The sequence below is a fragment of the Spirosoma validum genome (assembly GCF_014699035.1).
Taxonomy (GTDB): domain Bacteria; phylum Bacteroidota; class Bacteroidia; order Cytophagales; family Spirosomataceae; genus Spirosoma; species Spirosoma validum.
The window spans coordinates 142,043-167,883 of record NZ_JACXAA010000010.1 but is presented as its reverse complement, the minus strand read 5'-3'; the positions used below and the strand labels follow the sequence as shown (position 1 = coordinate 167,883).

General features: G+C 48.4%; 23 protein-coding genes. 15 read left to right on the top strand and 8 right to left on the bottom strand.

The window, feature by feature from the left end; genetic code table 11:
- Position 1 precedes the first annotated feature (1 nt).
- Positions 2 to 769, bottom strand: coding sequence for a M48 family metallopeptidase (locus IC230_RS24050; RefSeq protein ID WP_191041609.1), 768 nt, complete (start codon positions 767 to 769; stop codon positions 2 to 4).
- 251 nt (positions 770 to 1,020) lie between these two features.
- Between IC230_RS24050 and IC230_RS24045 the strand changes: the two genes are divergently transcribed.
- Positions 1,021 to 1,422, top strand: a complete 402-nt coding sequence (locus IC230_RS24045) for a Dabb family protein (protein ID WP_191041608.1) — start codon at positions 1,021 to 1,023, stop codon at positions 1,420 to 1,422.
- 56 nt (positions 1,423 to 1,478) lie between these two features.
- Here IC230_RS24045 and IC230_RS24040 read toward each other — a convergent pair whose 3' ends face one another.
- Complete coding sequence (locus tag IC230_RS24040) at positions 1,479 to 2,960, bottom strand: MFS transporter (protein WP_317171829.1); 1,482 nt, start codon at positions 2,958 to 2,960, stop codon at positions 1,479 to 1,481.
- Between the two features lie 167 nt (positions 2,961 to 3,127).
- Here IC230_RS24040 and IC230_RS24035 point away from each other — a divergent pair, with 167 nt between their 5' ends.
- From IC230_RS24035 to IC230_RS23995, 9 genes are all read left to right on the top strand, one after another.
- Positions 3,128 to 4,267 carry an acetamidase/formamidase family protein gene (locus IC230_RS24035; protein ID WP_191041607.1) on the top strand — a complete coding sequence of 380 codons (1,140 nt, stop codon included), beginning with the start codon at positions 3,128 to 3,130 and terminating at the stop codon, positions 4,265 to 4,267.
- 98 nt (positions 4,268 to 4,365) lie between these two features.
- The gene (gene rsmA, locus IC230_RS24030; protein WP_191041718.1) at positions 4,366 to 5,163 is read left to right on the top strand and encodes a 16S rRNA (adenine(1518)-N(6)/adenine(1519)-N(6))-dimethyltransferase RsmA; all 798 of its coding nucleotides are present in this window, start codon (positions 4,366 to 4,368) and stop codon (positions 5,161 to 5,163) included.
- 78 nt (positions 5,164 to 5,241) lie between these two features.
- On the top strand, positions 5,242 to 6,594 hold the full coding sequence (gene mgtE / locus IC230_RS24025; RefSeq protein ID WP_191041606.1) for a magnesium transporter: 1,353 nt from the start codon (positions 5,242 to 5,244) through the stop codon (positions 6,592 to 6,594).
- Between the two features lie 329 nt (positions 6,595 to 6,923).
- Positions 6,924 to 7,376: a D-aminoacyl-tRNA deacylase gene (gene dtd, locus IC230_RS24020; protein ID WP_191041605.1), complete on the top strand. Its 453-nt coding sequence runs from the start codon at positions 6,924 to 6,926 to the stop codon at positions 7,374 to 7,376.
- A 95-nt stretch (positions 7,377 to 7,471) separates the two neighbouring features.
- On the top strand, positions 7,472 to 8,113 hold the full coding sequence (locus IC230_RS24015) for an O-methyltransferase (protein ID WP_191041604.1): 642 nt from the start codon (positions 7,472 to 7,474) through the stop codon (positions 8,111 to 8,113).
- A gap of 39 nt (positions 8,114 to 8,152) precedes the next feature.
- A complete protein-coding gene (locus IC230_RS24010) occupies positions 8,153 to 10,675 on the top strand; it encodes a LysM peptidoglycan-binding domain-containing protein (RefSeq protein ID WP_191041603.1) in 2,523 nt (840 codons plus the stop codon).
- A 123-nt stretch (positions 10,676 to 10,798) separates the two neighbouring features.
- The gene (locus IC230_RS24005; RefSeq protein WP_191041602.1) at positions 10,799 to 11,380 is read left to right on the top strand and encodes a DUF3109 family protein; all 582 of its coding nucleotides are present in this window, start codon (positions 10,799 to 10,801) and stop codon (positions 11,378 to 11,380) included.
- Between the two features lie 35 nt (positions 11,381 to 11,415).
- Positions 11,416 to 11,748: an MGMT family protein gene (locus IC230_RS24000; protein ID WP_191041601.1), complete on the top strand. Its 333-nt coding sequence runs from the start codon at positions 11,416 to 11,418 to the stop codon at positions 11,746 to 11,748.
- Positions 11,749 to 11,934: 186 nt separating this feature from the next.
- A complete protein-coding gene (locus tag IC230_RS23995) occupies positions 11,935 to 12,696 on the top strand; it encodes a cupin domain-containing protein (RefSeq protein ID WP_191041600.1) in 762 nt (253 codons plus the stop codon).
- Between the two features lie 14 nt (positions 12,697 to 12,710).
- On the opposite strand, the gene IC230_RS23990 is transcribed toward IC230_RS23995, so the two are convergent.
- The 5 genes from IC230_RS23990 to pgi all read right to left on the bottom strand — a co-directional run bounded on the left by IC230_RS23990 (position 12,711) and on the right by pgi (position 17,719).
- Entirely contained in the window at positions 12,711 to 13,247 is a 537-nt protein-coding gene (locus IC230_RS23990; protein WP_191041599.1) for an NADPH-dependent FMN reductase, read from the bottom strand.
- A gap of 77 nt (positions 13,248 to 13,324) precedes the next feature.
- On the bottom strand, positions 13,325 to 13,891 hold the full coding sequence (locus IC230_RS23985; RefSeq protein WP_191041598.1) for a precorrin-2 dehydrogenase/sirohydrochlorin ferrochelatase family protein: 567 nt from the start codon (positions 13,889 to 13,891) through the stop codon (positions 13,325 to 13,327).
- Between the two features lie 103 nt (positions 13,892 to 13,994).
- On the bottom strand, positions 13,995 to 14,882 hold the full coding sequence (locus tag IC230_RS23980; protein ID WP_191041597.1) for a hypothetical protein: 888 nt from the start codon (positions 14,880 to 14,882) through the stop codon (positions 13,995 to 13,997).
- A gap of 148 nt (positions 14,883 to 15,030) precedes the next feature.
- On the bottom strand, positions 15,031 to 15,900 hold the full coding sequence (locus IC230_RS23975; RefSeq protein WP_191041596.1) for a PorT family protein: 870 nt from the start codon (positions 15,898 to 15,900) through the stop codon (positions 15,031 to 15,033).
- A 154-nt stretch (positions 15,901 to 16,054) separates the two neighbouring features.
- Positions 16,055 to 17,719, bottom strand: a complete 1,665-nt coding sequence (gene pgi / locus IC230_RS23970; protein ID WP_191041595.1) for a glucose-6-phosphate isomerase — start codon at positions 17,717 to 17,719, stop codon at positions 16,055 to 16,057.
- Between the two features lie 207 nt (positions 17,720 to 17,926).
- Between pgi and IC230_RS23965 the strand changes: the two genes are divergently transcribed.
- Both IC230_RS23965 and IC230_RS23960 read left to right on the top strand, forming a co-directional pair.
- Positions 17,927 to 19,591, top strand: a complete 1,665-nt coding sequence (locus IC230_RS23965) for an ArnT family glycosyltransferase (protein WP_191041594.1) — start codon at positions 17,927 to 17,929, stop codon at positions 19,589 to 19,591.
- A gap of 176 nt (positions 19,592 to 19,767) precedes the next feature.
- Complete coding sequence (locus tag IC230_RS23960) at positions 19,768 to 20,196, top strand: hypothetical protein (RefSeq protein WP_223860813.1); 429 nt, start codon at positions 19,768 to 19,770, stop codon at positions 20,194 to 20,196.
- 20 nt (positions 20,197 to 20,216) lie between these two features.
- On the opposite strand, the gene IC230_RS23955 is transcribed toward IC230_RS23960, so the two are convergent.
- Positions 20,217 to 22,001 carry an Ig-like domain-containing domain gene (locus IC230_RS23955; RefSeq protein ID WP_191041593.1) on the bottom strand — a complete coding sequence of 595 codons (1,785 nt, stop codon included), beginning with the start codon at positions 21,999 to 22,001 and terminating at the stop codon, positions 20,217 to 20,219.
- Positions 22,002 to 22,203: 202 nt separating this feature from the next.
- Between IC230_RS23955 and IC230_RS23950 the strand changes: the two genes are divergently transcribed.
- The 3 genes from IC230_RS23950 to IC230_RS23940 all read left to right on the top strand — a co-directional run bounded on the left by IC230_RS23950 (position 22,204) and on the right by IC230_RS23940 (position 25,834).
- Positions 22,204 to 23,709, top strand: a complete 1,506-nt coding sequence (locus tag IC230_RS23950) for a hypothetical protein (RefSeq protein WP_191041592.1) — start codon at positions 22,204 to 22,206, stop codon at positions 23,707 to 23,709.
- Positions 23,710 to 23,782: 73 nt separating this feature from the next.
- The gene (locus tag IC230_RS23945) at positions 23,783 to 24,226 is read left to right on the top strand and encodes a hypothetical protein (RefSeq protein ID WP_191041591.1); all 444 of its coding nucleotides are present in this window, start codon (positions 23,783 to 23,785) and stop codon (positions 24,224 to 24,226) included.
- A 117-nt stretch (positions 24,227 to 24,343) separates the two neighbouring features.
- On the top strand, positions 24,344 to 25,834 hold the full coding sequence (locus tag IC230_RS23940) for a hypothetical protein (RefSeq protein ID WP_191041590.1): 1,491 nt from the start codon (positions 24,344 to 24,346) through the stop codon (positions 25,832 to 25,834).
- Positions 25,835 to 25,841: the final 7 nt, after the last annotated feature.

Here is a 25,841-nt window from a genome sequence, read left to right as displayed (position 1 = left end):
CCTATCGCGCAAGTCCATCCCGTCGGGCGCGGTCACGGACGCGATCAGCGCGCGACTTGCTGTCGGGGTGCGTGGAAATTATGGCAGCAACGCGGCCACCCTGTCCTCCCCCGCTCAACTTGGCTAACTTTTCAAAGGACGTAGCAAGCGCCATTACGTTATATCCATTCCGTTTCAGGAAATCATAGCTATAGTCATCCGCTTCGGTCTCCTGCCGGCGGCTGAATGAAGCGCCGAGCATGTAATCGGCTACCCCGCCGAGTTGCGAGCGAGACAGTTTTCCTAAGGTGCCTGAATTCGACGCGACCGCGTTACGTACCGCTGAACGTTTGAGCGCACTTTTCATAGCATCGCGCGAGTCGTGGTTAATCACGTGGCCGATTTCGTGGCCCATTATGGCCAGCAATTCGTTATCGGTCATGACGTCCATAAGCCCCTTGAAAACACGTACGCTCCCATCAGCCGTCGCGAAAGCATTCACGTCAGCCACTTTGTAAACTTTGTAATTGATGGGCAATCCACTGACTTTATGGTGCCGCACCACAATCGTGTTCAGACGCTGGGTATACGGATCATTTGGACCAGCAACCGAATTTTTGGCATCCATTTGCTGAACGGCTTGTCTAGAATAGTCGGCCACCTGAGCGTCGCTTAATGTATAAGCATTAAAGGCATCAATACCTGCCTGAATCAGACTTGGGTTAACCTGAGCTAAACTTAGTGTGGGGCAACCAAATACTACAAAAAATAAGCTTGCAATACGTATCATAAGCTGTTTCGTTCGATAGATCGGGGCGGATTTTATGCCAATAGATTTCTCTAATTAACTGTGTAAGTCTATAAACGTTTGGTGCAATTGGCGAATTGTGGTATCTCCGATAGACCTGACCTGAACGAATCTTGTTGCGGAAAATCATTCTCGAAGATCAATTACCAATCAGATTTGTCTGGCGACGAATCGTTTGGCATTTTTGCGCCAGGAGGAGTTTATCCTCACGAACTCACTAGCGAGAATATCCCATGAATGAGCAATCACGGAGAAATTTTGTTAAAAATAGCGTAGCGGCTGGGCTGAGTGCCAGTTTACCTAATGTGGCTACTGCCCCGAAGGAAATATTCGTCCACCATGTCCTGTTTTACTTAAAAAATGCCAGAAGTGAAGCCGACAAAGCCAAACTGTTGGAAGGATTGAACAAATTAGCCAAATGCCCGACTATTAAGATGGTACACATCGGCACCCCTGCTTCTACGAACCGGGAGGTCATTGACCGGAATTATGCGTATTCGTGGCTATGCTTTTTCGACAGTCCAGCCGACGAAGAAGCCTATCAGAAACACCCCATTCACGATGACTTCCGGAACAATTATTCTTCGTTGTGGGAAAAAGTAGTGATCTACGATTCGATCGGGCCCAAACGCTAATTCGTTTTGAGGATGACTGGTTCGGGTTGCCGCTGAACCCGAACCAGTCATCCTTTTTAATTGCCAGGTGGGCTCACGACGGGTCCGGCAGGAACAGCCGTAACGGCTGGCGATAAAGCGGGCGTAGGCTTACCCCGTAGAAACGAAAGCAATGCCCCGGTCAAAATTAAGCCCGTCATAACCAGGTAGGCATAATGCATACCGAGTAGTTGAGCGGCTGTTGTTTCGGGCGTTACGTTATTCGCCAGCGCATAACGATTCCGGGTGCTGTACCAGACCGCAGCCGCTAGCGCAATCCCGACCACAAACCCGAGGTTTCGCATGAAAGCGATCATGCTGCTGGCAATACCGCGTTGCGCCAATGGCGCTGCATTAAGCGCACTGCTGCTATTTGGCGATTGAAATAAGCCGAACCCCATGCTAACCAACGAGCTACGCCATACAACGTCTTTCCAATCCCAGCTCGTATCCAGAAACGAGAAGGCGAAATAACCACAGGCCGTAATTAATAAACCCATACTGGATATCCATCGCGCATTGATTCGGCTGGAAAGATACCCGCCCAACGGAGCGACAATACTAAGCGTTAATGGGCCTGCTAATAGCACCAATCCCGCTCGTTCTGGGTTCAGACCCAGCAATTGCTGCAAAAAGAAGGGAATCACAAATAAGTTGCCACCGGAGGCCAGGAAGCCACAGAAAGCCGCCAAAATAGCCGACGTAAATGGCCAGATTCGAAACAAGCTTAGCCGCAGCATCGGTTCGCTAACCCGCATTTCCCAAATCAGGAACAAAATCAACAAAACCGCGCCCATGGATAGCAACGTAACAACCAACGTATTATCCCAGCCATAGCGGGGCTCGGGACCAAAATCCAGCCCAGTCAGCAAGGTCACTACCCCTAATAGAAATAAACCCGCTCCCAATAAATCGAAACGTTGACCGCTTACTTTCGGGCTATCGGGCAAAATGGTCCAGGCACGCCAGATCGCGATCAATCCGATCGGCACGTTTACAAAAAAAATGCTCGTCCAGCCAAATTTACCCAGCAACAGGCCACCAATCACCGGTCCGGCACTGGAACCAGCCGCTACGACCGAGCCCATGAAACCCAGCGCCTGTCCTCGTTCGTTTGGCGCAAACGCATCGCTGATGATGGCCGGACCAATCGCGTAAATCATCGAAGCGCCCAGTCCCTGAAGAACCCGAAAGCTTACCAGCGACCACAGATTCCAGGCCAGACCGCAGAGCAACGATCCGAGGACAAATACACAAAACCCCGTGATATACAGTTGTCTACGACCGACCCAGTCCGACAGTTTGCCCATAATAAGCAACGTACTGGTTGTTGTCAGCAGATAACACAACACAATCCATTCGACACTGTCGCCCGCGTTGAGTTCACGCCGGATAGTCGGTAGAGCAATATTCACGATGCTGCTGTCGAGCGTCGACATGAACGTTCCGAACATGACCGTCCCTAAAATTATCCACTTATTGGGCAACGATGATTTAACAGGATCAGCGGACGATGTCACGGCATAATTCAGGTTGATTCTGAAACGTAACGGGGCGAGCAGGTACGTTGTTCAGCAGAAACCAGGCTAGCTTTCAGCATAAATCGTTACGTTCGTACGGATTGAGCAGCAATCGTTTATCTTAGTACGTTCATTTTCTGCCCAAACTGCCTCAATCATACAACCTGATGAAAAACTCCCGACGAACTTTCCTACGTAAAACTACCCAAAATGGGCTGGCCATTCTCTCAGCAGGCAGCCTGACGGCCAGCCCGTTCGATCAGTTAAATAACACGACTTCAGGAGCTAAGCTACCTTCCAGTACAATCAAACCTGACCACGTAGTACGCTCGTTACCCGAAAATATGGTCTGGGGGTATTACGGGGCCGACGTCCCGCCCGTTGCCAAAGTAAAAGATGGAGACGTAGTGGAAATTCAAACAGTCAATCCATCGGGCGTTAGTCGAACCAATCCGGAAGAGTTTTATACCAAAAATAATTTACCCATCGATCAGCATGCGCAGGAAGTAATTGCGATTCTGAAAAACGTAAAACCCGAACCATCGGGGATTCGCGGGCACATGCTAACGGGACCCGTGTATATTGACGGGGCATCACCTGGCGACAGTCTTGAAATTCGGATTCTCGACATGACGTTTCCAGCCCCGTTTGGGGTCAACAGCGTCTGGCCGGGTGGTGGCGGTATTCCTGATGAGGTGAAAACCCGTGAAACGTTCGTCTATCGGTACGATATGAAGCGAAAAACGGCGTCGCTCAAAGAAGGCATCGATATTCCGCTGAAACCCTTTATGGGCGTCATGGCTTTGTCGCCCCCTGCCGACATGGGTCGCCAGAGTTCAATCCCGCCGAATTTTTACGGTGGCAATCTGGACATCAAGCACTTGACAAAGGGCACTACGTTGCATTTACCCATATCCGTAGCTGGTGGGCTCTTTACAACCGGCGATGGGCATGGGGCGCAGGGAAATGGCGAAGTGAGTGGGGTCGCGATTGAAACGGCCATTAACCTCACAGTAAAATTCATCGTTCACAAAGGCAAAACGCTGAAACAGCCCCGCGCCGAAACGCCTACACATTTCATTGCCGTCGGCCTGGATAAAGATTTGAACAAAGCGATGAAAAACGCTCTTTCAGAAGCGTGTGCGTTTATCAAAGAAGAGTTAGGATTTACCTTCAACGAAGCCCTGTCCATCGCCAGTACCGCCGTCGATTTTGAAGTCAGTCAGGTTGTTGACCAGACATTAGGCGTTCACGCGATGATCCCCAAATCCATTTTCTCGAAGAAGAAATTCGACTATTGGACGTAACGCTTTCCTGGTAATTCTGAATCTTGACCGCAGCCATGAATGGTCACTTATAATTCAACCGCAGCCCCGTACCTTTGCAGGCGACAACCGCCGGTATCATGTACGTAAAGCCTAAAAAAGAACTTGGTCAGCATTTCCTGAAAGACCTGAGTATTGCCCAGAACATCACCGAACTTTTGACTGGGCACGGTGGCTATAAAAAGATTCTTGAAATAGGGCCAGGTATGGGTGTCCTGACGCAATTTCTGGTAAAGGATGACCGGTTTGATACGTACGTGATCGAGATTGACCGCGAATCGGTTGATTTTCTTAAACAGAACTTCCCAGTGTTGGAAGGCAGGATCCTACCAGCTGATTTTTTAAATATCCGCCCCGACCTGTTACCGACTAAACAGCCTGATAATACAGAACCCTTTGCTGTCATTGGCAATTTTCCGTATAACATCTCGACCCAAATTCTTTTCAAAGTACTTGATATGCACGATCGGGTGCCAGAACTGGTCGGTATGTTTCAGCGGGAAGTCGCTCAACGCGTTGCATCCGGACCGGGCAATAAAGATTACGGAATCCTAAGTGTGTTGTTGCAAGCCTGGTACGATATCAACTACGAATTTACCGTCCCCCCCGACGTTTTCAATCCACCTCCTAAAGTTCATTCCGGCGTCATTTCGCTCCGACGTAACGACAAAACCGATTTAGGATGCGATGAACGCAAATTTGTGCAGGTTGTCAAACATGGTTTCAACCAACGCCGGAAAACGCTACGTAATGCTCTGAAACCGCTCAGTCCACCTGCCGATGCACTGGCCAGCCCATTCATGGACAAGCGGGCTGAGCAATTGAGCGTTGCCGAATTTGTGGAACTGACGAATTTAATGATGGAGGAAAGGGAGTAGAGGGAGAAAAGAGACGAGAGGGCAACTAAACTCCCTTCCTTCCTTTCTTCACCTTCCTCCCTTTTCTCTCCCTACGAAATGACTTTCGAACTTACCCAAGACTATCTTGATCATATTCAGACGGCTATTGAAACGGGGGATGTCGAACTGCTCCGAACCGAAATGGCCGACTTATTTCCAGCGGACATTTCGGGAATCCTGGATGAGTTAGAACCCGAGTCAGCGCATTATTTACTAGGTCTGCTGGATAAATCCGTTGGTGCAGAGATTATCGCGAATCTCGATCCTACGGAGCGCACCAATCTGCTCAAACTCTTTTCGTCGGAGGAAATTGCACCGTTCATCAACCAGATGGACTCCGATGACGCTGTGGACGTACTGAATCAGCAGCCTATTCAGATTCGCGAAGAAGTGATCGGTTTGCTAGAAGATCGCGAACAGGCGCGCTTTATCCTGGATCTGCTGCATTACGAAGATGGCGTAGCGGGGAGCCTGATGCAGAAGGAGTTGATACGTATCAACGTCAACCTGACGGTTAATGCCTGCATTGAAGAAATCCGTCAACAAGCCGAAGATGTCGAAAATGTCTACGCCGTTTACGTAGTGGACGATGCGGGAAAACTGCTCGGCTTGGTGTCATTGAAGAAGATTGTGCTGGCTCGTAAAAATGCCAAGATTGCGGATATCTATGATGATGACGTCGTGTTTGTGGAAACGTACCGCCCGGTGGCTGAAGTGGCCGAGGTCATGCAGAAGTATGACCTGGACTCTCTTCCGGTTGTGAATGTACAGCAGCGATTGTTAGGTCGGATCACCATTGACGACGTCGTGGACGTGATTACGGAACAGGCCGAAGAAGATATTCAGGTCATTTCGGGTTTGTCGGGCGAAGCCGAAGACGATGACAGCGTTTGGCAGCGCTCAAAAGTGCAACTGCCCTGGCTCGTGGCAGGAGCTATTGGGAGTTTACTGGCAGCAACGGTAATTAACGGTTTTCAGAGCGAACTGGGCAAAGTAGCTGCGCTTGCTGCGTTCATCCCAATTATCGGATCAACGGGTGGCAACGTCGGCATCCAGACCTCGTCGTTGATTCTGCAAAGCCTAACCGACACAACGGGTTTGAGCATAACCATGGCTAAACGGCTCATTCGAACACTATTGGTTGCTATTATCAACGGATTGGTCGTTGGGCTAATTGCAGGCGTTTATACCTTCATTATCGGCGAGCCGCGCTTGTTCTTTGTGGTGGCAACGTCACTGCTGTCCGTTGTACTGTTGGCCTCGTTTATGGGTACCGTAACGCCGTTGGTTCTCAACCGAATCGGCATCAATCCGGCCGTTGCGTCAGGTCCGTTCATTACCACGGCCAACGACCTGATTGGTATTGGTGTTTATTTTCTAATTGCGCAGTGGCTGTTGACGGAGGTTTGAGCCTGTTGTTTGAACCCAAACGTTTAATTTACCAGGCTGTCTGGATAGCGACTAGCTACGGAACGAGCGATTTTCACGAATTACAAACAGGCTTATGCAGGCCGAAAAACTCGCTAAAGCTTTCCTCATATTTAAAAAATGGCAGTGGACCAACGCCAGCATTGGTAATCATCCGTAGTGTCGATTGAAAAATCTGCCCCTACATAACCAAACAATTTCTTTACGTGCTCCGTCAACTATAGAGAAATTATTAGCAACGAGCAGTAACTTACTGAAGACAGACTAGTCAATTGCTGCTATTTTTGGCAAATAATCTCTAGGTAGACTTCATGATTGCCGTTATTCAGCGTGTTACACAGGCTTCGGTCACCATTAACAATCAAATCAAAGGTCAGATCGAATTGGGTTTTCTGGTCTTACTTGGTATTACCCATACCGATACCCAGGAAGACGTAGCGTGGCTTAGTAAGAAAATCGTCGGTATGCGTATTTTCGGCGATTCGGACGGAAAAATGAACCTCGACCTGACAACCGTTGATGGTAATATACTCCTGATCAGTCAGTTTACGCTTCATGCCAGCACCAAAAAAGGAAATCGTCCAAGTTTTATCGGCGCGGCCCGACCAGAGGTAGCCATTCCGCTCTATGAGGCAATGATTACGCAGCTATCCGCTGATTTGGGGAAGCCCGTTCAAACGGGTGAATTTGGAGCCGACATGAAAGTTTCGTTGCTGAACGACGGGCCTGTAACGGTCATTATTGATTCAAAAAATCGGATTTAGTGTATTCGATTACCAATTTGTTGTATCTATCCGTTACTTTTACTGAAACCAGCCCTTACCTGTCGGATTAAACAATTACGCAGGTTAATAGCCGAATGGATTTTTTGCCGCATGACATAAGCACTTACGCCGAAACTTATACGTCGCCCGAAAGTGCGTTGTTGTACCAGCTCAACCGGAACACGCGTGCGCGTGTGATGGCGCCCCGGATGCTGTCGGGTCATATTCAGGGCCGTTTTTTATCGATGATTTCCTGGATGATCCGCCCTCGCCGGATTCTCGAAATTGGTACGTATACAGGCTACTCAGCGCTTTGCCTGGCGGAGGGGTTGTCAGATGACGGACAACTAATTACGATTGACCAGAACGAAGAACTTGAAGCGTTTGCCCGATCTTACTGGCTTGAGTCTCCACTGAATTCTAAAATTGATTTCCGGATTGGCGTGGCGGCTACTATCATTCAGACCCTCGATGAAACATTCGATCTGGTATTCATCGACGCCGACAAACGCAATTATTCCCTATATTTTGATCTGATTTTCGATAAGGTTCGTTCGGGTGGGTTTATCCTGGCCGATAATGTGCTGTGGAGTGGCAAAGTTGTTGAACCAGTTAAACCGGCCGATCTGGACACGATAGCCGTACAAGCGTTTAACCAGAAAGTTCAGGACGATTCCCGGGTAGAAAATGTGCTGTTGCCCGTTCGTGACGGGATTATGGTAGTGCGAAAATTATAAGTACGATTGATGAAATGAGCCGCCGTAGCGGTATAATGTATGAAAAAACAGACGTATTCCTTACTCCTACTTTTCCTTCTGACCCATTTCGCTACGTTGGCGCAAACAAGTACCCCTGTGGTTCCCGAGAAGGTGACCTTTGCTGACATAACCGTCGCACTGGACCCTGACGCCCGGCGTACGGTACAGCAGGACGTTAACGCGCTGATGTCGAATCAACAGTATTGGTCTGCTAAACTTGACCGGGTCGTGCTCTATTTTCCGATCATCGAATCGATTCTAATCAGTGAAGGCGTGCCGACCGATTTTAAATACCTGGCCGTACAGGAAAGCTCCCTTACGCCCGATGCCGTATCGACGTCCAATGCCGTTGGTTACTGGCAGTTCAAAAAAGAAACGGCGACGCTGAATGGCATACGCGTGGATGATGAGATCGACGAACGCAAGAGCATTACGGCTTCGACACGGGCCGCTGCTGGCTATCTGAAAAAGAGCAATGCGCAGTTCAACAACTGGGTAGCGTCTCTTTACTCGTATTATCTAGGGGCTACTGGAATTACGAAACTGATTCCTCCCGATTGGGCCTATGCTCGTGAAGTTGCTCTCGACGGACGTACTGACCGGTACATTCTACGCTTCTTTGCGCATAAAATTGCGATTGAAAACGCCCTGAAGTTTCACCAGACCAGTAATCGTTTCGCACTGATCGAATATCCTAAAGGGGGTGGCAAAACCATACGAACGATTGCCGACGAATTGGGAGTCGATGAGTTTGAACTCCGGAAATACAACCGTTGGATACTGGGGGATGTCGTGCCAACCGACAAGTCGTATGTTATGGCTATACCCGTAGCTAGTAATCAGATTAATGATGTTCGGGAGAAAATCGGCACCGTTCCTACGGGCACTGGCAACTCACCAGAACTGGCCCAGAGCGACGTTGGTTTTCCCGTTTTGCGTCGTGTTTCAACCACTGTAAAGAGCAAGAATGACCCGGTTTTGTATGAAATCAACGGATTACCGGGTATACAGGCGCAGGCAGGTGACAATGCCGCGTCTCTGTCGCGGAAGGCTAAGATTAGTTTATCGAGCTTTTTGCGTTACAATGATTTGGACGAATCCGATCCAGTCATCGTAAATGATATTTATTATTTAGCCAAGAAACGCAAAAAAGCCCTTGTTCCCTTCCATACTGTTCGCGATGGTGAAACCTCTCGTAGTATTTCGCAACGCTACGGTCTGCGGCTCCGAAAATTATTACGTTTCAACCGCGTTGATCGAGGGCAGCAACTGACGGCAGGGCGCGTTATGTGGTTGCGTGAGCGCCGGCCGGCCAACCGACCAATTGAGATCATTACCGCACCAACGCCACCCGTTTACGATCAGACACCCGCGCCACCTACGCCCGCTCGTCAGGAAGTAGCGGGCAATACACCAACCGGACGTAGTACAAGTGCGACGAACCGGCAGGTGTCGGGTAGTGAGGGCGTACCCCGTAATGCGTCTGAACGAAAACTCTATCAGCCCAAATTAGCCGGAGGGGGCATTACCCCAAACGATGGTTCAGCAGTTCCGGCAACCCCACCAGCAACGCAACCCACAACGACGAATTCAGTGTCGCCAAGTCGGCCTGCCCCCACTACGTCTACTAGTTCTGAGGGTTCACAACGAGTGGTGATTGTCCGGTCGCAAGATTCGGATGGAACGACAAAGACCGTTCCTGTTGCTACAACACCTGAAGTAGCAGATAGGTCCAAGCCAGCATCTGTTGAGGATGGGTGGAGCTCAAATGGAACTAAGTCGGTTAAAGATTCGGAGGCATATACTCGACCACGTCCCGCTAAAACGCCTGTTACGTCTCGTTCGTCAGCGGATAACTATACCGGACCAACGGAGCAGCAAGCCGATGGAACAATCACATCGGCGAGCGCAAAATCTCCACCCCGCCCCGCTGCTCCAGCCGTTACAAAAGCCGATACGCGTCCAGCGGAGGCACCGACCGTAACGACCTTTGAGAAAGTAGAGAAGAAAGTTACGACGCCAACAGTAACGATGGTCGAAAAGAAAACCGTTACGTCGACCGCAACGCCAACAGCCGCTCCCACGCCATCGGTCAGTGCTGACAGGACTGCAACAACACACATTGTCGAGAAAGGAGAAACGTATTACGGTATTGCCAGAAAATACGGCCTTAAGCTGAACGAGCTACTGGAGCTGAATAACCGTACGCTCGACAATAAACTGGAAGCAGGGCAGAAAATAAAGGTAATGACCGGCGAGAAAACCGAGTCGGCACCTGCTGTAGGACAAGCAGCCACGGTAAAAACGACGACCAAAGTTGAACAGACAATCACTAAAGTTGAGTCAGCACCCGCCAAGAAGGCATCAGAGTCCGTATCGGTTTCACAATCGGGGGCTACGTACCATACAGTGGCCAAGGGTGAAAATCTATTCCGGATCTCAAAGCTTTACAACGTAAGTGTTCCTGAGCTTCAGGAGTGGAATAACCTGAGTACGGCCTACGTCCGGGAAGGGCAAAAAATAAGAGTGGCAAAACCCTAATGGTTCGCCACGTTTCGTTTATAGAAAAGCTGCTCTGTATGGGTAGCTTTTTCTATAATGTGTTGAGCCGTATCTTTGATAAACGGGTTTTCATTGTGACGTTAATCCGCCCACATTACGTATATGATTCTAATCGACAATACCTGCATCAGCGACGACGTTGCTGAAAAATTTTTCGTCTGCAACCTGGATAAATGCAAAGGAGCCTGCTGCGTTGAAGGTGATATGGGCGCTCCGCTGGAAGGTGACGAACCAGCCATCCTAGACCGGATTTTTGACGATATAAAACCGTATCTCTCGCCCGAAGGCATTCGGGTTATTGAGCAGAAAGGGGGTTACGAATCCGATGGTTTTGGTGGTTTAGTGACAAACACCGTTGGCGGACGCGAGTGTGTTTACGCGACCTGGAATGATCGGGGAATCTTGAAATGTGGTATCGAGGAAGCTTACAACGACGGTAAAGTAGACTGGAAAAAACCAATTTCCTGCCATCTGTATCCGATCCGGGTAACGAAATACGAAGCCTTCCATGCGCTGAACTATGACCGCTGGCCCATTTGCAGCCCGGCCTGTGGCTTTGGCGAACAGTTGAACGTACCGATCTACAAATTCGTCCGCGAGGCTCTCGTTCGTGCATACGGTGAAGAGTGGTATGGGAAACTAACTCAGGCGATTGAAAGCCCCACAAAAGAAGCCAACCAGTAATCGTCCTTTGTGGTCATCGATTGATCGTTTATAGCATGGAGCAGAGGGACTATTTTGAGGAGGTCTATGACGTAGTGCGCTTAATACCAAGAGGGCGGGTAACGACTTACGGCACCATTGCCCGTTACTTAAGCCTTCGGGCAGGGGCACGCATGGTTGGCTGGGCAATGAACGGCTGTCATAACCGACCAGACGTGCCCGCACATCGGGTGGTGAACAGTGTGGGCGTGTTATCAGGTAAACATTTTTTTGGTGGGCCAACCATTATGCAGCAACTCCTGGAAGACGAGGGGGTTAAGATTGAAAACGATCGCGTCGTTGATTTTAAAACCGTGTTCTGGGACCCATCGGTCGAGTTAGTCCTTTGAAAAGGGCACTAAAGCATTACGTTTTTAGAAATACATCATCGCCGACAACGTTACGTTGGTTGAGCTTTACTGACATCATCTTACACGTAGTGGAGCATAAGTAGGTTAAGCCTTGACCTTTGTTTATATACGTGGATAGCCTGAGGAATGATGTACTATCTCAGTCTTTCAGACCATTATTCTACCATGAAACCTCTCCTCGTCTTGCTGCTGACTTTATTGGCTCCTCTGGCTTTTTCGCAGCCTATTGCTTCTAAAGTTTATTCTTGGAATCAATCGCCGGTTACTAAACAGGGAGGCTATGAAGACCGAACGATTCTGTCAGGTACTACGCGGGATTTTTCCAATTTAACCGTCCACGGAATAACTCTTTTTGCTCATCAGCCTTCGCAGCCCGTTCATAAACTGGATGAAGAACAATTAATTATCGTTAAAGAGGGTGAGTTAACATTAACGCTGGGTGAGAAGCAAAAAACCCTGGGGTCGGGTAGTGTTGCATTGATCATGCCGGGCGATCTGCATCGCTTAGAGAACAAAACCAGTAAGCCGCTCACGTATTACCTTATGCGCTATATCTCAAATGAGATGCCGGATTTAGATCTGGATCGATTGGCGGGTGGCTCATTCTGGGTCGACTGGAAAGAAGTTCCCTACAAATCACACGATAAAGGTGGAATCCGACGGATGTTCGACTGCGGGACGGTAATGACCAAGCGCTTTGAAATGCACGTTACGACGCTCAATCCGGGTCTGTGGAGCCATCCTCCCCACACGCATCGGGCGGCCGAAATTCTGCTAATGGTCGACAGTTCAGCTCAGGAAAGTATCGACGGATCGCTGCAACCAGCAGGCGCAGGCGATGTGATTTTCCTGGAATCCAACGTACCACACGGCATTCAGAATACCAGTTCAGGAAAGTGTATGTACTTCGCTTTTCAGTTTGAGTGAATAGCTTAAGAATTTCAGTCTTCCTTAGCTGCGTTGACCAGCGCAATTACTACGTTCTTCAACTGCCGAATCAATTGTGGGTCCGTTACGTGCCCATCAGCGTCTACTTTAGCCCGAACGAACGGCACAATGAGAGAAGCCTGTTCGGGTAACTTCGCCATCAGGACAGACAAGGTATAACATAGCGATGCGTGCGCACGCGACCCACCCATATCTGAGGGGCTGGCACTGATTACGCTAACTGGTTTATTGACAAATTCTCCCGATGAAGCCAGCCAGTCAAGCATGTTTTTTAAGACTCCTGGCATGCCATGAATGTATTCGGGAGTGCAGATAATTACGGCATCCGCTTCCTGCAATAATGACCGCAGTTTCGTAACTGGCTCGGACGTATTATCCCGATCGCGTTCGGGGCTAAAATGCGGAAGATCATCAAGGTCTTCATAAATCGTAATCACTACGTTCGATGGAGCTAATTCAGCAGTGGCTCGTAGTAGCGACGTATTGGCCGATGCAGCCCGCAAGCTACCCGATATGGCAAGAATATTCATGCTATGAAAACGTTCAGGAGTTCCGGCAGATAGGCGCTCCCACAAACTTTATTCCTAAAGTTGAAAACTACGTATGATCACCGCAACACTTTCGTTATCTCGTTCAGCTTCTCCATTTTCTGGACAAAATCGCCTTTGAGCTGGTTGCGAATAGCTGTCAGATTGTCGAGGGTTTCCTGCAAACTGTCGGGCAGGATATCTTCAAGAACCTCCCGGAATCGTTTCGCAAATGTCGGCGATTTACCGTTAGTCGAGATCGCTATTTTTAAATCGCCCTTTTTAACGACAGAACTCAAATAAAAATCACACAGATCGGGCGTATCGGCTACGTTCACTAAAATCCGGCGTATTTTACAGTCAGCCTGCACTTGTCGATTAATATTCTTATCGTTCGTACCGACAATAACCAACTCTTTATCGGACAGATAAATTTCGTGATAAGGCTCTTGTATCAACTGTAACTTCGGATGCTGTTGCGCTAAAGCACGGATTTCACTACGTATTTCAGGGGCTACGAGCGTAACGCGGGATTCTGGCGAGTTGCTGAGCAGAGCCGTAAGTTTTTCTAGTCCAACGTAGCCTCCTCCCACAATAAGTGTATGCAGATTCTCAGCCTTGACAAAAATTGGGAAGAGTGTGTTCATAAAAAAAGTCGTCAGTCGATAGGATTTGATCGTCAGTAGCAGGCGATAACCAAAGCTAATGAACAAACTCCTATTGACTGACGACTATTAACGAAAGAATCGTTTAAAATTTAAACCCGAGGTTCACGCCCAGAATCCGGCGTTTGCTGTTTCCGCTGGTGAGAACGTCAGCAAAGCCATGGTGATACACGAAGCTCAGCATAATTGGACCTGCATCGAAGCCCAGATTGACCAGACCATTAACGGTTGCTGCCTGAAAATCGGCATTGCCTAAATTAAAATCATTTTTGTCTGTGCTCAGTGGGGTAGCGTATTCGGCACCCACAGCCAGACGAACAGCGGATACACCCCGATCTGACTGTGCGATCTTAACACCGATATAAGCAGGGACATGCAGATAACGTTGATCAATATTGGCAATAATGTCACCAGCGCTGCCTGCCTGACCGTCACCGGCTTTGTAGAACTGGGAACTTGAGGTTAAGTACTCTGCGCCTACTTGACCGAAGATACGTCCACCACCGCGCACGAAGAAACCCAGCTGGTAGCCCAGACGACCCGTCAAATTTTTTGTATCAACCGTTTCGCCTTCAAACCGGGTAGAGTTAGCCCCGCCGTAGATGCCGAACGTAAAGTGTTTGTAATTCTGATGACGCTCCTGCCGTTCGGATACTTCCTGGTTACGCATACCGTCCTCAAATCCTTCGTCATAGGCTTTGCTCAAATCCCGTTCATCAAACCGCCGATTGTCACCGATCCGATCTTCATAACGGTTGTTGTAACGCGGATTTTCTTCATCACGACGGTTATATTCCCGACGTTCTTCGATCATATTATCACGGTAGCGATCATTCTGCCGCTCAGATCGCCGGTCCCGACTATCATACCGATCATTATAGCGCTCGTCATTTGAGTTATATTGCTGACCAAGCGTGAGTGTTGTGGTACAAATACCGGCCACCAAAAAAGCTGTTTTTGTCAAAGTTTTCATAATGTATCAAGTTGAGTAACTTCCTTACAACCGATCACCCGACAAGAATGTTTGGGCAGGGTAGCTGTAAGACAGTTTTATGGAATTTTACGGTACAACAAAGCCGCCCTTTTGAGAAGGCGGCTTTGTTGATTGTTGTCAACTGACTTTAGAATTTAAAGCCTACACTTGCGCTCAGAATACGACGTTGCGAACCAGCAAAACCCGTCTCCTGCGTTACAGCATTGCTGAAGCCATAATGATAGGTCAGATCAAGGAATACCGGACCCGCATCGAAACCTAACTGACCCAGACCGTTGAACGTACCCTGTTTGATCTGGAAATTATTCAGGTTACCAAACTGATTTGCTGTCGAGCCAATCTGATTAGCATATTCCACACCGACCTGCACTCGTATCGCCGAAATACCCCGATCCGATTCCGTCAATTTATAACCGATGTAAACCGGAACCTGAATGTACTTGATGTTGATCTGGTCCGAAATGCTCGAGGCTGACTGACCCGAACCGGCTACGAAATAATTAGAGCTTGACGCAAAATACTCAGCACCAATCTGACCGAAAAGACGACCACCACCGCGTACGAAGAAACCAGCCTGATAGCCTAAACGACCCGTTAGTTTGCTGTTGGTACCGTTGTTAACTGACTCACCTTTAAACTTGGTTGTATTCAAGCCTGCGTAAATACCAAACACAAAGTTTTTATAATCCTTCTTGTCCTTAACGCGGGTTGTTGTGTAGGTGTCCGTTGTTGTACCGTCTGTCGTTGGCGAGGCTACACTGTTTGTTGAATACGTACCATTCGTTCCGGTACGGCTATTCTCCATCATCGAGGTGCTGTTCGTCGTATTCGACGAGTTTACCGCATTCGACGTGTTGGTGCTGTCAGTTGTAACAGGCGATGTATAGGTTGGATTCGTTTCCGTGCTCGTTGTTGAGTACGTGTTGGTTGTGGTTTGAGCCGTTGCAAGACCGATCCCACATAAGCATACAGCTAATAAGGAGAATGACTTTTTCATGATTGTAATCACGTTGAGTTATATAAAAATAAAAAGGGTGTAATCGAAATTACACCCCATTAACAGGCCTTTGTTCAGCAATGTTTTGAACTATTCTGATTTGGCCCCAAATTTAATCTGCTCTTTATACTGAGAACGAAGAACTTAAGCCCCCCTAAAATTTTTCTGTTCGCATGGCTTTGAAAGCATTCATCAGACCGTTTGTCGAGCTGTCGTGTGTACGAACAGGCGCGTCGTCCTGCAATTCGGGTAGAATGCGGCTGGCGAGTTGTTTTCCCAACTCAACGCCCCACTGATCGAAGCTAAAAATGTCCCAGATTACGCCCTGCGTGAAGATTTTATGCTCGTATAGGGCAATCAGGCTACCAAGCGTTCGGGGGGTCAGCTTCCGGAAAAGAATCGAGTTGGTAGGCCGATTTCCCGAAAACATTTTGAAGGGAGCGAGTGCCTTAATTTCCTCCTCACTCTTGCCTGACTTCCGCAATTCATCGGCCGCTTCTTCCTCCGTTTTGCCATTCATCAGGGCTTCCGTCTGGGCAAAATAATTGGCCATTAAAATTTTGTGATGTTCACCAATGGGCCGTTGGCTTATAGCCGGGGCCAGAAAATCGCACGGAATAAGTTTCGTCCCCTGGTGAATCAGTTGATAAAACGCGTGTTGTCCATTGGTGCCGGGTTCACCCCAGATAATTGGGCCGGTCTGGTAATCAACCGGGCTACCGTCGCGGTCTACCGATTTGCCATTACTTTCCATGTCGCCCTGCTGAAAATAAGCCGCAAACCGGTGCATGTACTGATCATACGGGAGAATAGCCTCCGTCTGCGCGCCGAAAAAGTTGTTATACCAGATTCCGACCAGTCCCAAAATAACGGGCAGATTCTGGTCGAGGGGCGTATCCCGAAAATGCTCATCCATGGCGTGAGCTCCCTCCAGCAATTCCTCAAAGTTGTCGAAGCCGATATACAATGCTATCGATAAACCAATGGCTGACCAGAGTGAATACCGCCCACCAACCCAATCCCAGAAGCCAAACATATTGTCGGGGTCGATACCAAATTTCTCGACGTCTTTCTGGTTGGTCGACAGGGCAGCAAAATGTTTGGCAATAGCGGCTTCGTCTTTGGCCGTATCCAGAAACCACTGCCGCGCCGTTTGGGCGTTGGTCATCGTTTCCTGCGTCGTGAAGGTTTTCGACGCAATCAGGAATAGCGTCGTTTCAGGACGTACCGTTTGCAATGTTTCGTAGATGTGTACACCATCGACATTTGAGACAAAATGAACCCGTAGTTTTTTGTCGTCAGCATAAGGCTTCAGCGCTTCCGTTACCATAACTGGTCCGAGGTCGGAGCCGCCAATCCCGATGTTCACTACGTCGGTAATAGCCTCACCGGTATACCCTTTCCACTCACCGGACCTAATCCGTTCCGTGAATGATTTCATGTGCTTCAATACGTCGTTTACTTCAGGCATTACGTCTTTACCATCCACCCGTATTGGCGTGTTGGAGCGGTTCCGTAGCGCAATATGCAATACCGCCCGATCTTCCGTGCGGTTGATTTTATCACCGGAAAACATCTTGCCAATGGCTGATTTCAGCTCGGCCTGCTCAGCCAGTTGAGTGAGCAAACTAAGGGTTTCGGCAGTAATCCGATTCTTTGAGAAGTCGAGCAGAATATCCTCAAACTGACGCGTGAACGTAGTGAACCGCTCCGGATCGTCAGCAAACAGATCGCGCAGATGGCGGTCTTTCAGACCATCATAATGCGCCTGCAACTGCGAATAAGCGGGTAAGTCGGTAAATCGATGATTGGCGAGCATAACGGGCTTTTGGGTTATTATTTGTGGTTGTAGCTTAACATTAACCGTACCAGGAATACGCCTGCATTTGTCAACATCAAACCACGACTCACAACCTCATGGATATTGTCGGCGCGAATATCGGTAATCCCGGCAATCTTTTTTCGGCTATTTTTACGAACCTTTTCCAGTCAGGAGCAGGTCCTTTGTTTACCAATACGCTCATTAATGAATCAAAAACTTTTCTATTCGCTGGTGCTAATCGGCTTGGGAACTCTACTGTTTATCCCATTTCTGGGGGGCGTCCGGCTATTCGATTGGGACGAGATCAATTTCGCTGAATGTGCCCGCGAGATGATCGCGTTAGGCGATTACCTGCACGTTCACATTGATTTCAAGCCGTTTTACGAAAAACCTCCTTTGTTTTTCTGGCTCCAGTCGATGATGATGAATCTCTTTGGCATCAGTGAATTTTCGGCCCGGCTCCCGAACGCTATCTGCGGCATTATTACGTTGGTTTATCTCTATAATCTTGGTCAGAAACTACACGGACATCGCTTTGGCCTGTTGTGGTCACTGGCCTATCTGGGCTCTGTAACGCCCCATCTGTATTTCCGATCCGGCATCATCGACCCGTTTTTTAACCTGTTCATCTTCATCAGCTTAGTCAACGTGATTTTTGCTTCGTGGAAACGCGAACGACTTGGTGGCGCGATGACCGTACCGAAACGCGAATGGACGTATATTCTGCTGGGTGGACTGGTCTTGGGGTTAGCCATCCTGACAAAAGGGCCCGTTGCTTACCTCATTATTTGCTTATGTCTGGGTACGTACTGGGCTTTGAACCGGTTTCGCTGGTTCATCACTCCTCTTCAGTTTCTGGCGTTTTCAGCAGCCGCATCGATTGGTTCATTACTTTGGTACGGGCTCGATATTTACCTCAACGGACCGACGTTAGTGCGCGAATTCATAGCGTATAGTATTCGTCTGTTCAGTACGCCCGATGCCGGTCATGCTGGCTTTCCTGGCTATCACATTATCATTTTACTGGTCGGTTGTTTTCCCGCGTCGATTTTCGGCATTCGGGCGCTGGGAACCCTGTTTATCGAGCGCAACTACCAGCGCGAATTTCGACGCTGGATGCTCATTCTTTTTTGGGTAGTACTGGTTCTATTCAGCATCGTGCAGTCAAAAATCGTGCATTACTCCTCACTCTGTTATTTCCCGGTAACCTATTTCGCAGCCCTGACGCTGTTGCAGCTGGAAGAGCGGAAAATCCAGTTCAACAATTGGCTTCGGGCGGGCCTGATCATCGTTGGAGGAATTTTTGTGATTGCCATCGGAGGGTTGCCTCTGGCTGCCCGACGGATGGATTTAGTACGTTCGATTGCTGATCAGGATGCCTTTTCACAAGGAAACTTGGATGCCAAAATCGACTGGCCACTCTGGACTATTATACCCGGCGTATGGCTGCTCATTGTGCTGATCGTTGCAATTCGCTGGTACAATCAGCGCGAATCGGCACAGGCATCGGTAGCTCTTTTTGGTGGTATGGCCATTTTTATCACGCTGACACTCTGGTTCTTTATTGGTCGGATTGAGGGTATTTCGCAGGCAGCGGCCATGCGTTTTTTCGAGCGGGCGCAGGGGCAGAATGTCTACGTAAGAGCCTACGGCTACCATAGTTATGGCCCGTTTTTCTACACCCGGAAGCCGCCTGTTACGAATCCCAATTATTACAACGATGATTGGCTGTTACGTGGTCGAATTGATAAAGACGTGTGGTTCATCCGTCACGCCAGCGAACAGCCTACACTGCTCGATTCTCTACCCGACGTACGAAAAACAGGCGAAGAAAACGGTTTTGTCTTTTATCAGCGTTCAGCCAAGTGATGCATATTTCTTAACCACACAGTGATCTGTTACAACTGTCGCTCGGCTAGGAAGACCTTGCCCAAGCCGCCTTTGACTACGTACAAACGACTACGTAACAAACACTATACATCCGACAAATTGGTATGACCCGACTGACATTAAAACTGTTGACGTAATTGCGTAGTTATAGCGTTATGGCTATTTCATCGCTGATTCCTTCTGCATACAACTACGTTCTACAAGTAAGAGCTAAACTTAGTTGGCTGGTATTCCTGACTGTTAGTCTGCTTGCCTGTAATCAAACCGGTCAAACGGATGGTGGTGCCAAGAGAAAACTGCGTATATCAGTTGGAGAAATTAAAGAAGTTTCCCTACCCAATCAGGGAGATAGCTCGTTCGAATTAATCGGCTCGTCTGACAATCAGGAAGTGGTAGAAGTCTCCAGACAGCAACTGGCCCCGGCAGTCGACACCTTAAAACGAGATAATACTGGGCCAACTGTTTTTCAGATAAAAGGCATAACGGTCGGCACAGCCAACGTTGTGTTCTCTACAAAACCCTTAAATCAAACGGGTAGCGGCAAACCTATTCGAACGTACGTTGTGCAAGTCAGCACTAAGTGATTCAACGAATCAGTACCATCTCAGAAATCAATATCGGTCAGCTCGAAATTCTGTTTAACCCTGATCGAACCGTTCTCTTCGGAGCCGGGTGCATAAATAATTCGCTCGGGTTGGGTTCCCTTCTGTACGTTACCAATGTCTCGCTTACGATTGCCATTCGCATCAATAATCAGTCGAATTCGGTAGAGTCCTGGCTTAAGTCGACCGAAACTGTAGTTTGGCGTATTGTATACGCTTCGCAACACTTTATATTTTTCATCCAGCAACTCCACAATGAACTTTGTGCCCGCTGGCCCGATAGTTGTCGGACTGACACGACCAGCCAGTAAGCCATAGCTATCTTCCTCGGCAATCAGATACCGCGTAGAATAGCGGGCCAACGTATCACCCTGCACGCTGATAAATGCCCCTTTCTGCAATCGAAACAGCAACGTATCCTGCAAATTCGTTTTCTGTCTTATCACTAACCTAGAGGAATTGTTGCTCCATTCTAGATTAGCAGGCGTCAGTTTAAGCGACTTCGTACTGTCGGGGCCAATAATGATTAAATCGGTTTTAAACTGAAATACGGGCTTGTTGAACACCAGTGTAAATTCCAGGTTATTGTCAATCGGATCATTGGCGGGTGGTGTTAGCTGCATCGTTAGCGGAGTCCGGTTTTTCGCTCTCGTTTTCAGGGGAGAAAAATAAACCCGCTCCCGTAATTCCGTTACGTTCCCAACGGAGTCTTCCGTCATAATCGTCAAATGCAACGTATCGTCGGCAGCGCGGTTGGCTGGCCGAAACAACCGAATCATTTTTGGATTTTCCAGAAACGAAACCAACGTATCAGTGGGCGACGTAGCAACCGTTGCAGAAGTTACAGATGTAGAATTAGCCGAGGTAGCTACGGCCGTTGTCGAAGGAGCAGTCGTGGACACGGCCGATGTAGATGTGGCCGTCCTGGACACAGCCGACGTGGATACGGTTGGGGTAATCGCAAACCGACCGTATCGAATTTTATAGCTGGCAATCCCACTACTGAGTTCAAGACCTAATGTTTCGTCGGTACGCTCGCGTCGGCTGATTCGTGGCTTTCCGTATCCTCGAAACGCGACCAGATTCACATCAGTATAGTTGCGGGTCAGGTTCAGTACGCTATCGCGGAAGGCGACGCGTTCGCCCGGCGTGTTGTTCACCAGATTCAAATCCTTATCATCGAACCCGTAAACTTTATATAGTCCGGCTTTAACGTTCTCGATCCGATAATTACCGCTACTATCCGTTCGAGCAAAGTATTGCGGGCGTTTTCGGTTAATGGGCAACGTATCGGTCGACGCAAACAGACCCACGACAAAACCCAATAGCGGCAGCCGACTTTCATCGTCCACGACAGTACCGGTCAGGTAAAGCGAGTCGATCGACGGACCGGTGCTGAACACAACTTTCGTATTTTTCGCTACATTCCGTTCGGTAATATCTTTGATTCCGTCGGCGAAGTCGATTGTATAGGTCGTGTTTGGTAAAAAAGGCTTGTTGAAATTCAGCCGGACGCCAAGAGGAAGCGATTTAACGACGTACGTATTACTATCCTGAGGGGTAATCGTGATTTTCGACTGAAGATTTTCGCTATTTACGTATTCATCAAACTCCAGCTCGACCGTTTTGCCAGTATAATTTAATTGACGAACAGACGGTACACTGCTCACTAATTTTGGGGCCAGTGTATCCCTTTTACCACCGGGCGGCTGAGCCACCTGTGCACAGTTTTGAAGAAAAATGGGAAGTGCCAGAAAAAAAAATAAAACAATGTGGCGAAGCGTCATGTCATCAAAATAAGACTACAAAGGTAAACGTCCGTTTATCGTTTACTGGTACCGATTGACATAAAATGACAGTCTAGTTCGTTACGTTGTATAGAAATTTAAGAAAATTTAAAGATAACTCCTCCAGAGGGAAGATAGTGCAGGCGAAGTTTGGACTTTTTGAGTTACCTAATAAAGCTTATCTAATCGTTTAAAAACATTCATGATCTGCACCCGTTTCTGTTCATTACTGCTTTTTGTTGTCACTACATTTGGGTTTGTTGGCTGTTCCAGTTCAACGGATCAGCTGGACGAAAAAATCAGCGATGCGCTGGATGACAATACCATCGACGTAGCCGAGGCCGATGCACTACGTGTCTTTATTGGTCAGGAAAGCAAAGTGCTGGGAAAAGACAAGAAAACGGCCGCTTTGATTACGCCCGACGGAGAAATCGAAGAATCGGCTCTACTCGCCTACATCAAGAAAAATCGTACGTATCGCAAATTAGCCAAGGACGGCAAGACGCCCAATGTCAGCCTGTCGGGTGCTGTTGTTTCCAGCAAACCACTACGGATGAAGCTGTATCTGGAAGCCAGTGCCAGCATGTTTCCGTACGATGCGCCCGGCAGCAATGGTACGTTCAAACGAACGCTCAACGACGTACTGACTAAATTTGACGCCGTCAATCCGAATCAGGGAAAACTATACGTAGTGAATACCGAAGTCAATGAATTAGGCTTGTCACTGTCGCAGTTTTTTAAGGAGAAAAATATTTTTACGGTTGCCAAAACGAAAGGTAAAACGACCAGTACTGATTTCGAGAAGATTTTCAGCGACATCCTTCGCACGACGTCGAACGATGAGTTGAGCATTCTGGTCTCCGACCTGATCTATTCCGATCCCAGTCTGACAGGCATGAGTGCGCAGAAAACGCTTGATGCCGCCAGTTCCCTCCTCACAACGGTGTTCAATCCATACGCCAGTACACATTCCATGCTGGTTATCAAACTCAAAGCCGACTTCGACGGTACGTATTACAGTTGGAACAACGCCAAGAAAAAATACGCTGGCGAACGACCGTATTATCTCTGTCTGATCGGACGTAACGAAACCATGCAGCGAATTTATCAGGATCAAACGTACCAAACCATCCGGCAATTTGATCAGCTACCGGGCTATGCTGACTCGTGGTTCTTCGGACGCGATGAGAAAGCCGTGACGCCTTTTTATTCGATTCTGGTAAACGATCCTGCCCGCAAAGGCCGCTTTAAGCGGTCAAACGAGGAAATACGGAGCCACGCGAAAGCGGTTCATGAACTCACCGACGTACAGCCTGACGTATCGGATAAGAGTTTGGCGGTTCCTATTGCTGTCGACTTGTCGACGTTACGTCTGCCCGCTTCGTTGCTCACTGATGCCAGTCAGTACGTTGTGGAAGGTAAAGACAATTTCCGGGTAACATCAGTACAGACCTATTCGGGTGCCAACGGCACGACGCACAAATTACTGATCTCAACCGACAAACCGGCCCGTGGGGAACGTACCGCCACGATTCGATTACGTCGCCAGTTTCCGCCCCGCTGGATTGCGAATACAACCACAACCAACGACGCATCGCCCGACGCAAACTCGACTTTCGGCCTCGAAAATCTATTACAAGGTGTCGAACGCGCCTACAATCCCAACAACCAAACCGAATATTTCACGTTAAAAATTAAAATCGAGTGAAGAGTGAAAAATGAAGAATAGTTTGCGTCCGCTTTTTATTCTTCATTTTTCACTCTTCACTCTTCACTACAACATGGAAGAATCCCTCTATAATTTTTACAACCTGTTCGTAAACAGCAGCCTGCTGGAAGATCTGTATCAGGAAGAACTGCTGTCACCCATGACCTGGACGGCTATTGGCATTGCCTTCATTGTAGCGTTTGCCTTCTACATATGGCCGTTTAATAAAGTGAGTTTCAGCGACATGAGCCACTGGCTGTTGATGACAGGCATCAGCTCTCTCCTATTGTTCACGATTACGCTGGTAACCTGTTATCAGAAAGCAAATCAGGAAATTGCGCGCGACGAAGCAGATCCTGACCAGGGCAATCTGTTCGATCAGGGAATTAGTACGTTCTTAAGCTATGCCTTTGAAATGGCCTTGCTGACAGCCCTTATCTTTTTCATCATTTCGATGGTGATGAAAAACTTCAGCAAAAACGCAAAACACCGGCCGATGCTTTGGCCATCAAAATAAAATTCCTTTCTTTTTGCCATTCCGACGATAGGAGGAATCTCAAGTTTGACTGACAGGGTAGTTGAGATTCCTCCTATCGTCGGAATGGCAAAACAGAGCCTAATAAATTAAACATTCATGGCTAAACTATTTGTCTTCGCCATTGGCGGAACCGGCTCACGGGTATTGAAAGCCCTGACTTTTTTGCTGGCGTCGGGCGTAAAACTCAATAATACGGATGAGGTTATTCCGATCGTGCTGGACCCTCACGCGACCAATGACGATTTGCTGCGTACCAAAGATCTGTTGCGTGAATACGGCAACATCCGCGCTGGTCTCCAAAACAAACCGACTGAAGGTTTTTTCAGTACAGAGATCAAGACGCTGAACCGGTCGATTGGCGGCAACGCAACCATCGCCGATACGTATGTTTTTGAACTCCAAGGCGTTCAGCAGGAGAAATTCCGGGATTATATCAACTATGAAGGACTGGATGCGCCTGCCAAAGCCTTTGCCAGTCTACTGTTTTCGGAGGAAAATCTGGAAACCAAAATGGACATTGGTTTCGTCGGAAATCCCAACATTGGCAGCACCGTACTGAATCAGTTCCGTTATTCGGATGTATTTCAGGCGTTTGCTGAAAACTTTGGAGCAAACGACCGGATTTTCATCGTCAGTTCCATTTTCGGCGGTACAGGTGCCGCCGGTTTCCCAATTTTGCTCAAGAATATTCGCGGTGCACAAGCCATTGGTCAGATTCCAAATCCGGCCTTTCTGACGAACGCGAAAATCGGGGCCGTTACGGTGATGCCGTATTTCAGCCTGACAACCAACGAAAACAAACTGATTGACCCAGCGTCGTTCATTGCCAAAACCAAAGCGGCTCTGGGGTATTACCAGAAAGGCGTCAATCCATCCGTCAACGCGCTGTATTACATCGGCGACGATCAGACGAAAGCGTATACATACGACCCCGGTGCGGGTGGTCAGAAAAACGAAGCGCATTTTGTGGAAATGGCATCCGCACTGTCGATCGTTGACTTTATGAACATGGATGATAGTAGTCTGGCCGTAACGAATGGACGTCCGACCAATCCCGTTTACAAAGAGTTTGGTATCGAACAGGATGGTATCAGCATTCAGTTGGGGAATCTAGCAGCCGCTACCAAGCAGGTCATCAGCCTGCCACTTTCAAAAATGGCCTTATTCAGTACGTATCTGAGCCAACGCGTTCGGCAGGCGGCCGGTACGGTACAATGGGCAAAAGCCAATCCCCAGATTTCGACATCGTTCCTGAATTCGTCGTTTTTCACCAGCGTCAAAAATTTCGATACGGCTTTTCGGCAGTGGCTTACGGAAATGCGGGAAAACAAACGGTCATTTGAACCCTTTCTGCTCGATGCGGCTAACTTAGGCCATACCGTTCGGGGCTTCGAACCCAAAAAGAAAAGCCTGTTCGGTGGCGAGTCGGATGTGAAGCTGGACATCGTAGACGACTTTGATCAGACGTTGAACAAAACTGCTGAAGGAAAAGCCTACGGCAGTGAAGCCGATAAATTTATCCAGTTATTTTCAGAAGGCACCGACCGGTTCGTGAAAGAAAAGCTTCCGAAGGTGATGGATTATTAAAGAGATT

Bases quoted from the DNA above. Each gene is read 5' to 3' on its own strand.
- IC230_RS24050 (WP_191041609.1), bottom strand. From the start codon at position 769: ATGATACGTATTGCAAGCTTATTTTTTGTAGTATTTGGTTGCCCCACA.
- IC230_RS24045 (WP_191041608.1), top strand. From the start codon at position 1,021: ATGAATGAGCAATCACGGAGAAATTTTGTTAAAAATAGCGTAGCGGCT.
- IC230_RS24035 (WP_191041607.1), top strand. From the start codon at position 3,128: ATGAAAAACTCCCGACGAACTTTCCTACGTAAAACTACCCAAAATGGG.
- rsmA (WP_191041718.1), top strand. From the start codon at position 4,366: ATGTACGTAAAGCCTAAAAAAGAACTTGGTCAGCATTTCCTGAAAGAC.
- mgtE (WP_191041606.1), top strand. From the start codon at position 5,242: ATGACTTTCGAACTTACCCAAGACTATCTTGATCATATTCAGACGGCT.
- dtd (WP_191041605.1), top strand. From the start codon at position 6,924: ATGATTGCCGTTATTCAGCGTGTTACACAGGCTTCGGTCACCATTAAC.
- IC230_RS24015 (WP_191041604.1), top strand. From the start codon at position 7,472: ATGGATTTTTTGCCGCATGACATAAGCACTTACGCCGAAACTTATACG.
- IC230_RS24010 (WP_191041603.1), top strand. From the start codon at position 8,153: ATGAAAAAACAGACGTATTCCTTACTCCTACTTTTCCTTCTGACCCAT.
- IC230_RS24005 (WP_191041602.1), top strand. From the start codon at position 10,799: ATGATTCTAATCGACAATACCTGCATCAGCGACGACGTTGCTGAAAAA.
- IC230_RS24000 (WP_191041601.1), top strand. From the start codon at position 11,416: ATGGAGCAGAGGGACTATTTTGAGGAGGTCTATGACGTAGTGCGCTTA.
- IC230_RS23995 (WP_191041600.1), top strand. From the start codon at position 11,935: ATGAAACCTCTCCTCGTCTTGCTGCTGACTTTATTGGCTCCTCTGGCT.
- IC230_RS23990 (WP_191041599.1), bottom strand. From the start codon at position 13,247: ATGAATATTCTTGCCATATCGGGTAGCTTGCGGGCTGCATCGGCCAAT.
- IC230_RS23985 (WP_191041598.1), bottom strand. From the start codon at position 13,891: ATGAACACACTCTTCCCAATTTTTGTCAAGGCTGAGAATCTGCATACA.
- IC230_RS23980 (WP_191041597.1), bottom strand. From the start codon at position 14,882: ATGAAAACTTTGACAAAAACAGCTTTTTTGGTGGCCGGTATTTGTACC.
- IC230_RS23975 (WP_191041596.1), bottom strand. From the start codon at position 15,900: ATGAAAAAGTCATTCTCCTTATTAGCTGTATGCTTATGTGGGATCGGT.
- pgi (WP_191041595.1), bottom strand. From the start codon at position 17,719: ATGCTCGCCAATCATCGATTTACCGACTTACCCGCTTATTCGCAGTTG.
- IC230_RS23965 (WP_191041594.1), top strand. From the start codon at position 17,927: ATGAATCAAAAACTTTTCTATTCGCTGGTGCTAATCGGCTTGGGAACT.
- IC230_RS23960 (WP_223860813.1), top strand. From the start codon at position 19,768: ATGGCTATTTCATCGCTGATTCCTTCTGCATACAACTACGTTCTACAA.
- IC230_RS23955 (WP_191041593.1), bottom strand. From the start codon at position 22,001: ATGACGCTTCGCCACATTGTTTTATTTTTTTTTCTGGCACTTCCCATT.
- IC230_RS23950 (WP_191041592.1), top strand. From the start codon at position 22,204: ATGATCTGCACCCGTTTCTGTTCATTACTGCTTTTTGTTGTCACTACA.
- IC230_RS23945 (WP_191041591.1), top strand. From the start codon at position 23,783: ATGGAAGAATCCCTCTATAATTTTTACAACCTGTTCGTAAACAGCAGC.
- IC230_RS23940 (WP_191041590.1), top strand. From the start codon at position 24,344: ATGGCTAAACTATTTGTCTTCGCCATTGGCGGAACCGGCTCACGGGTA.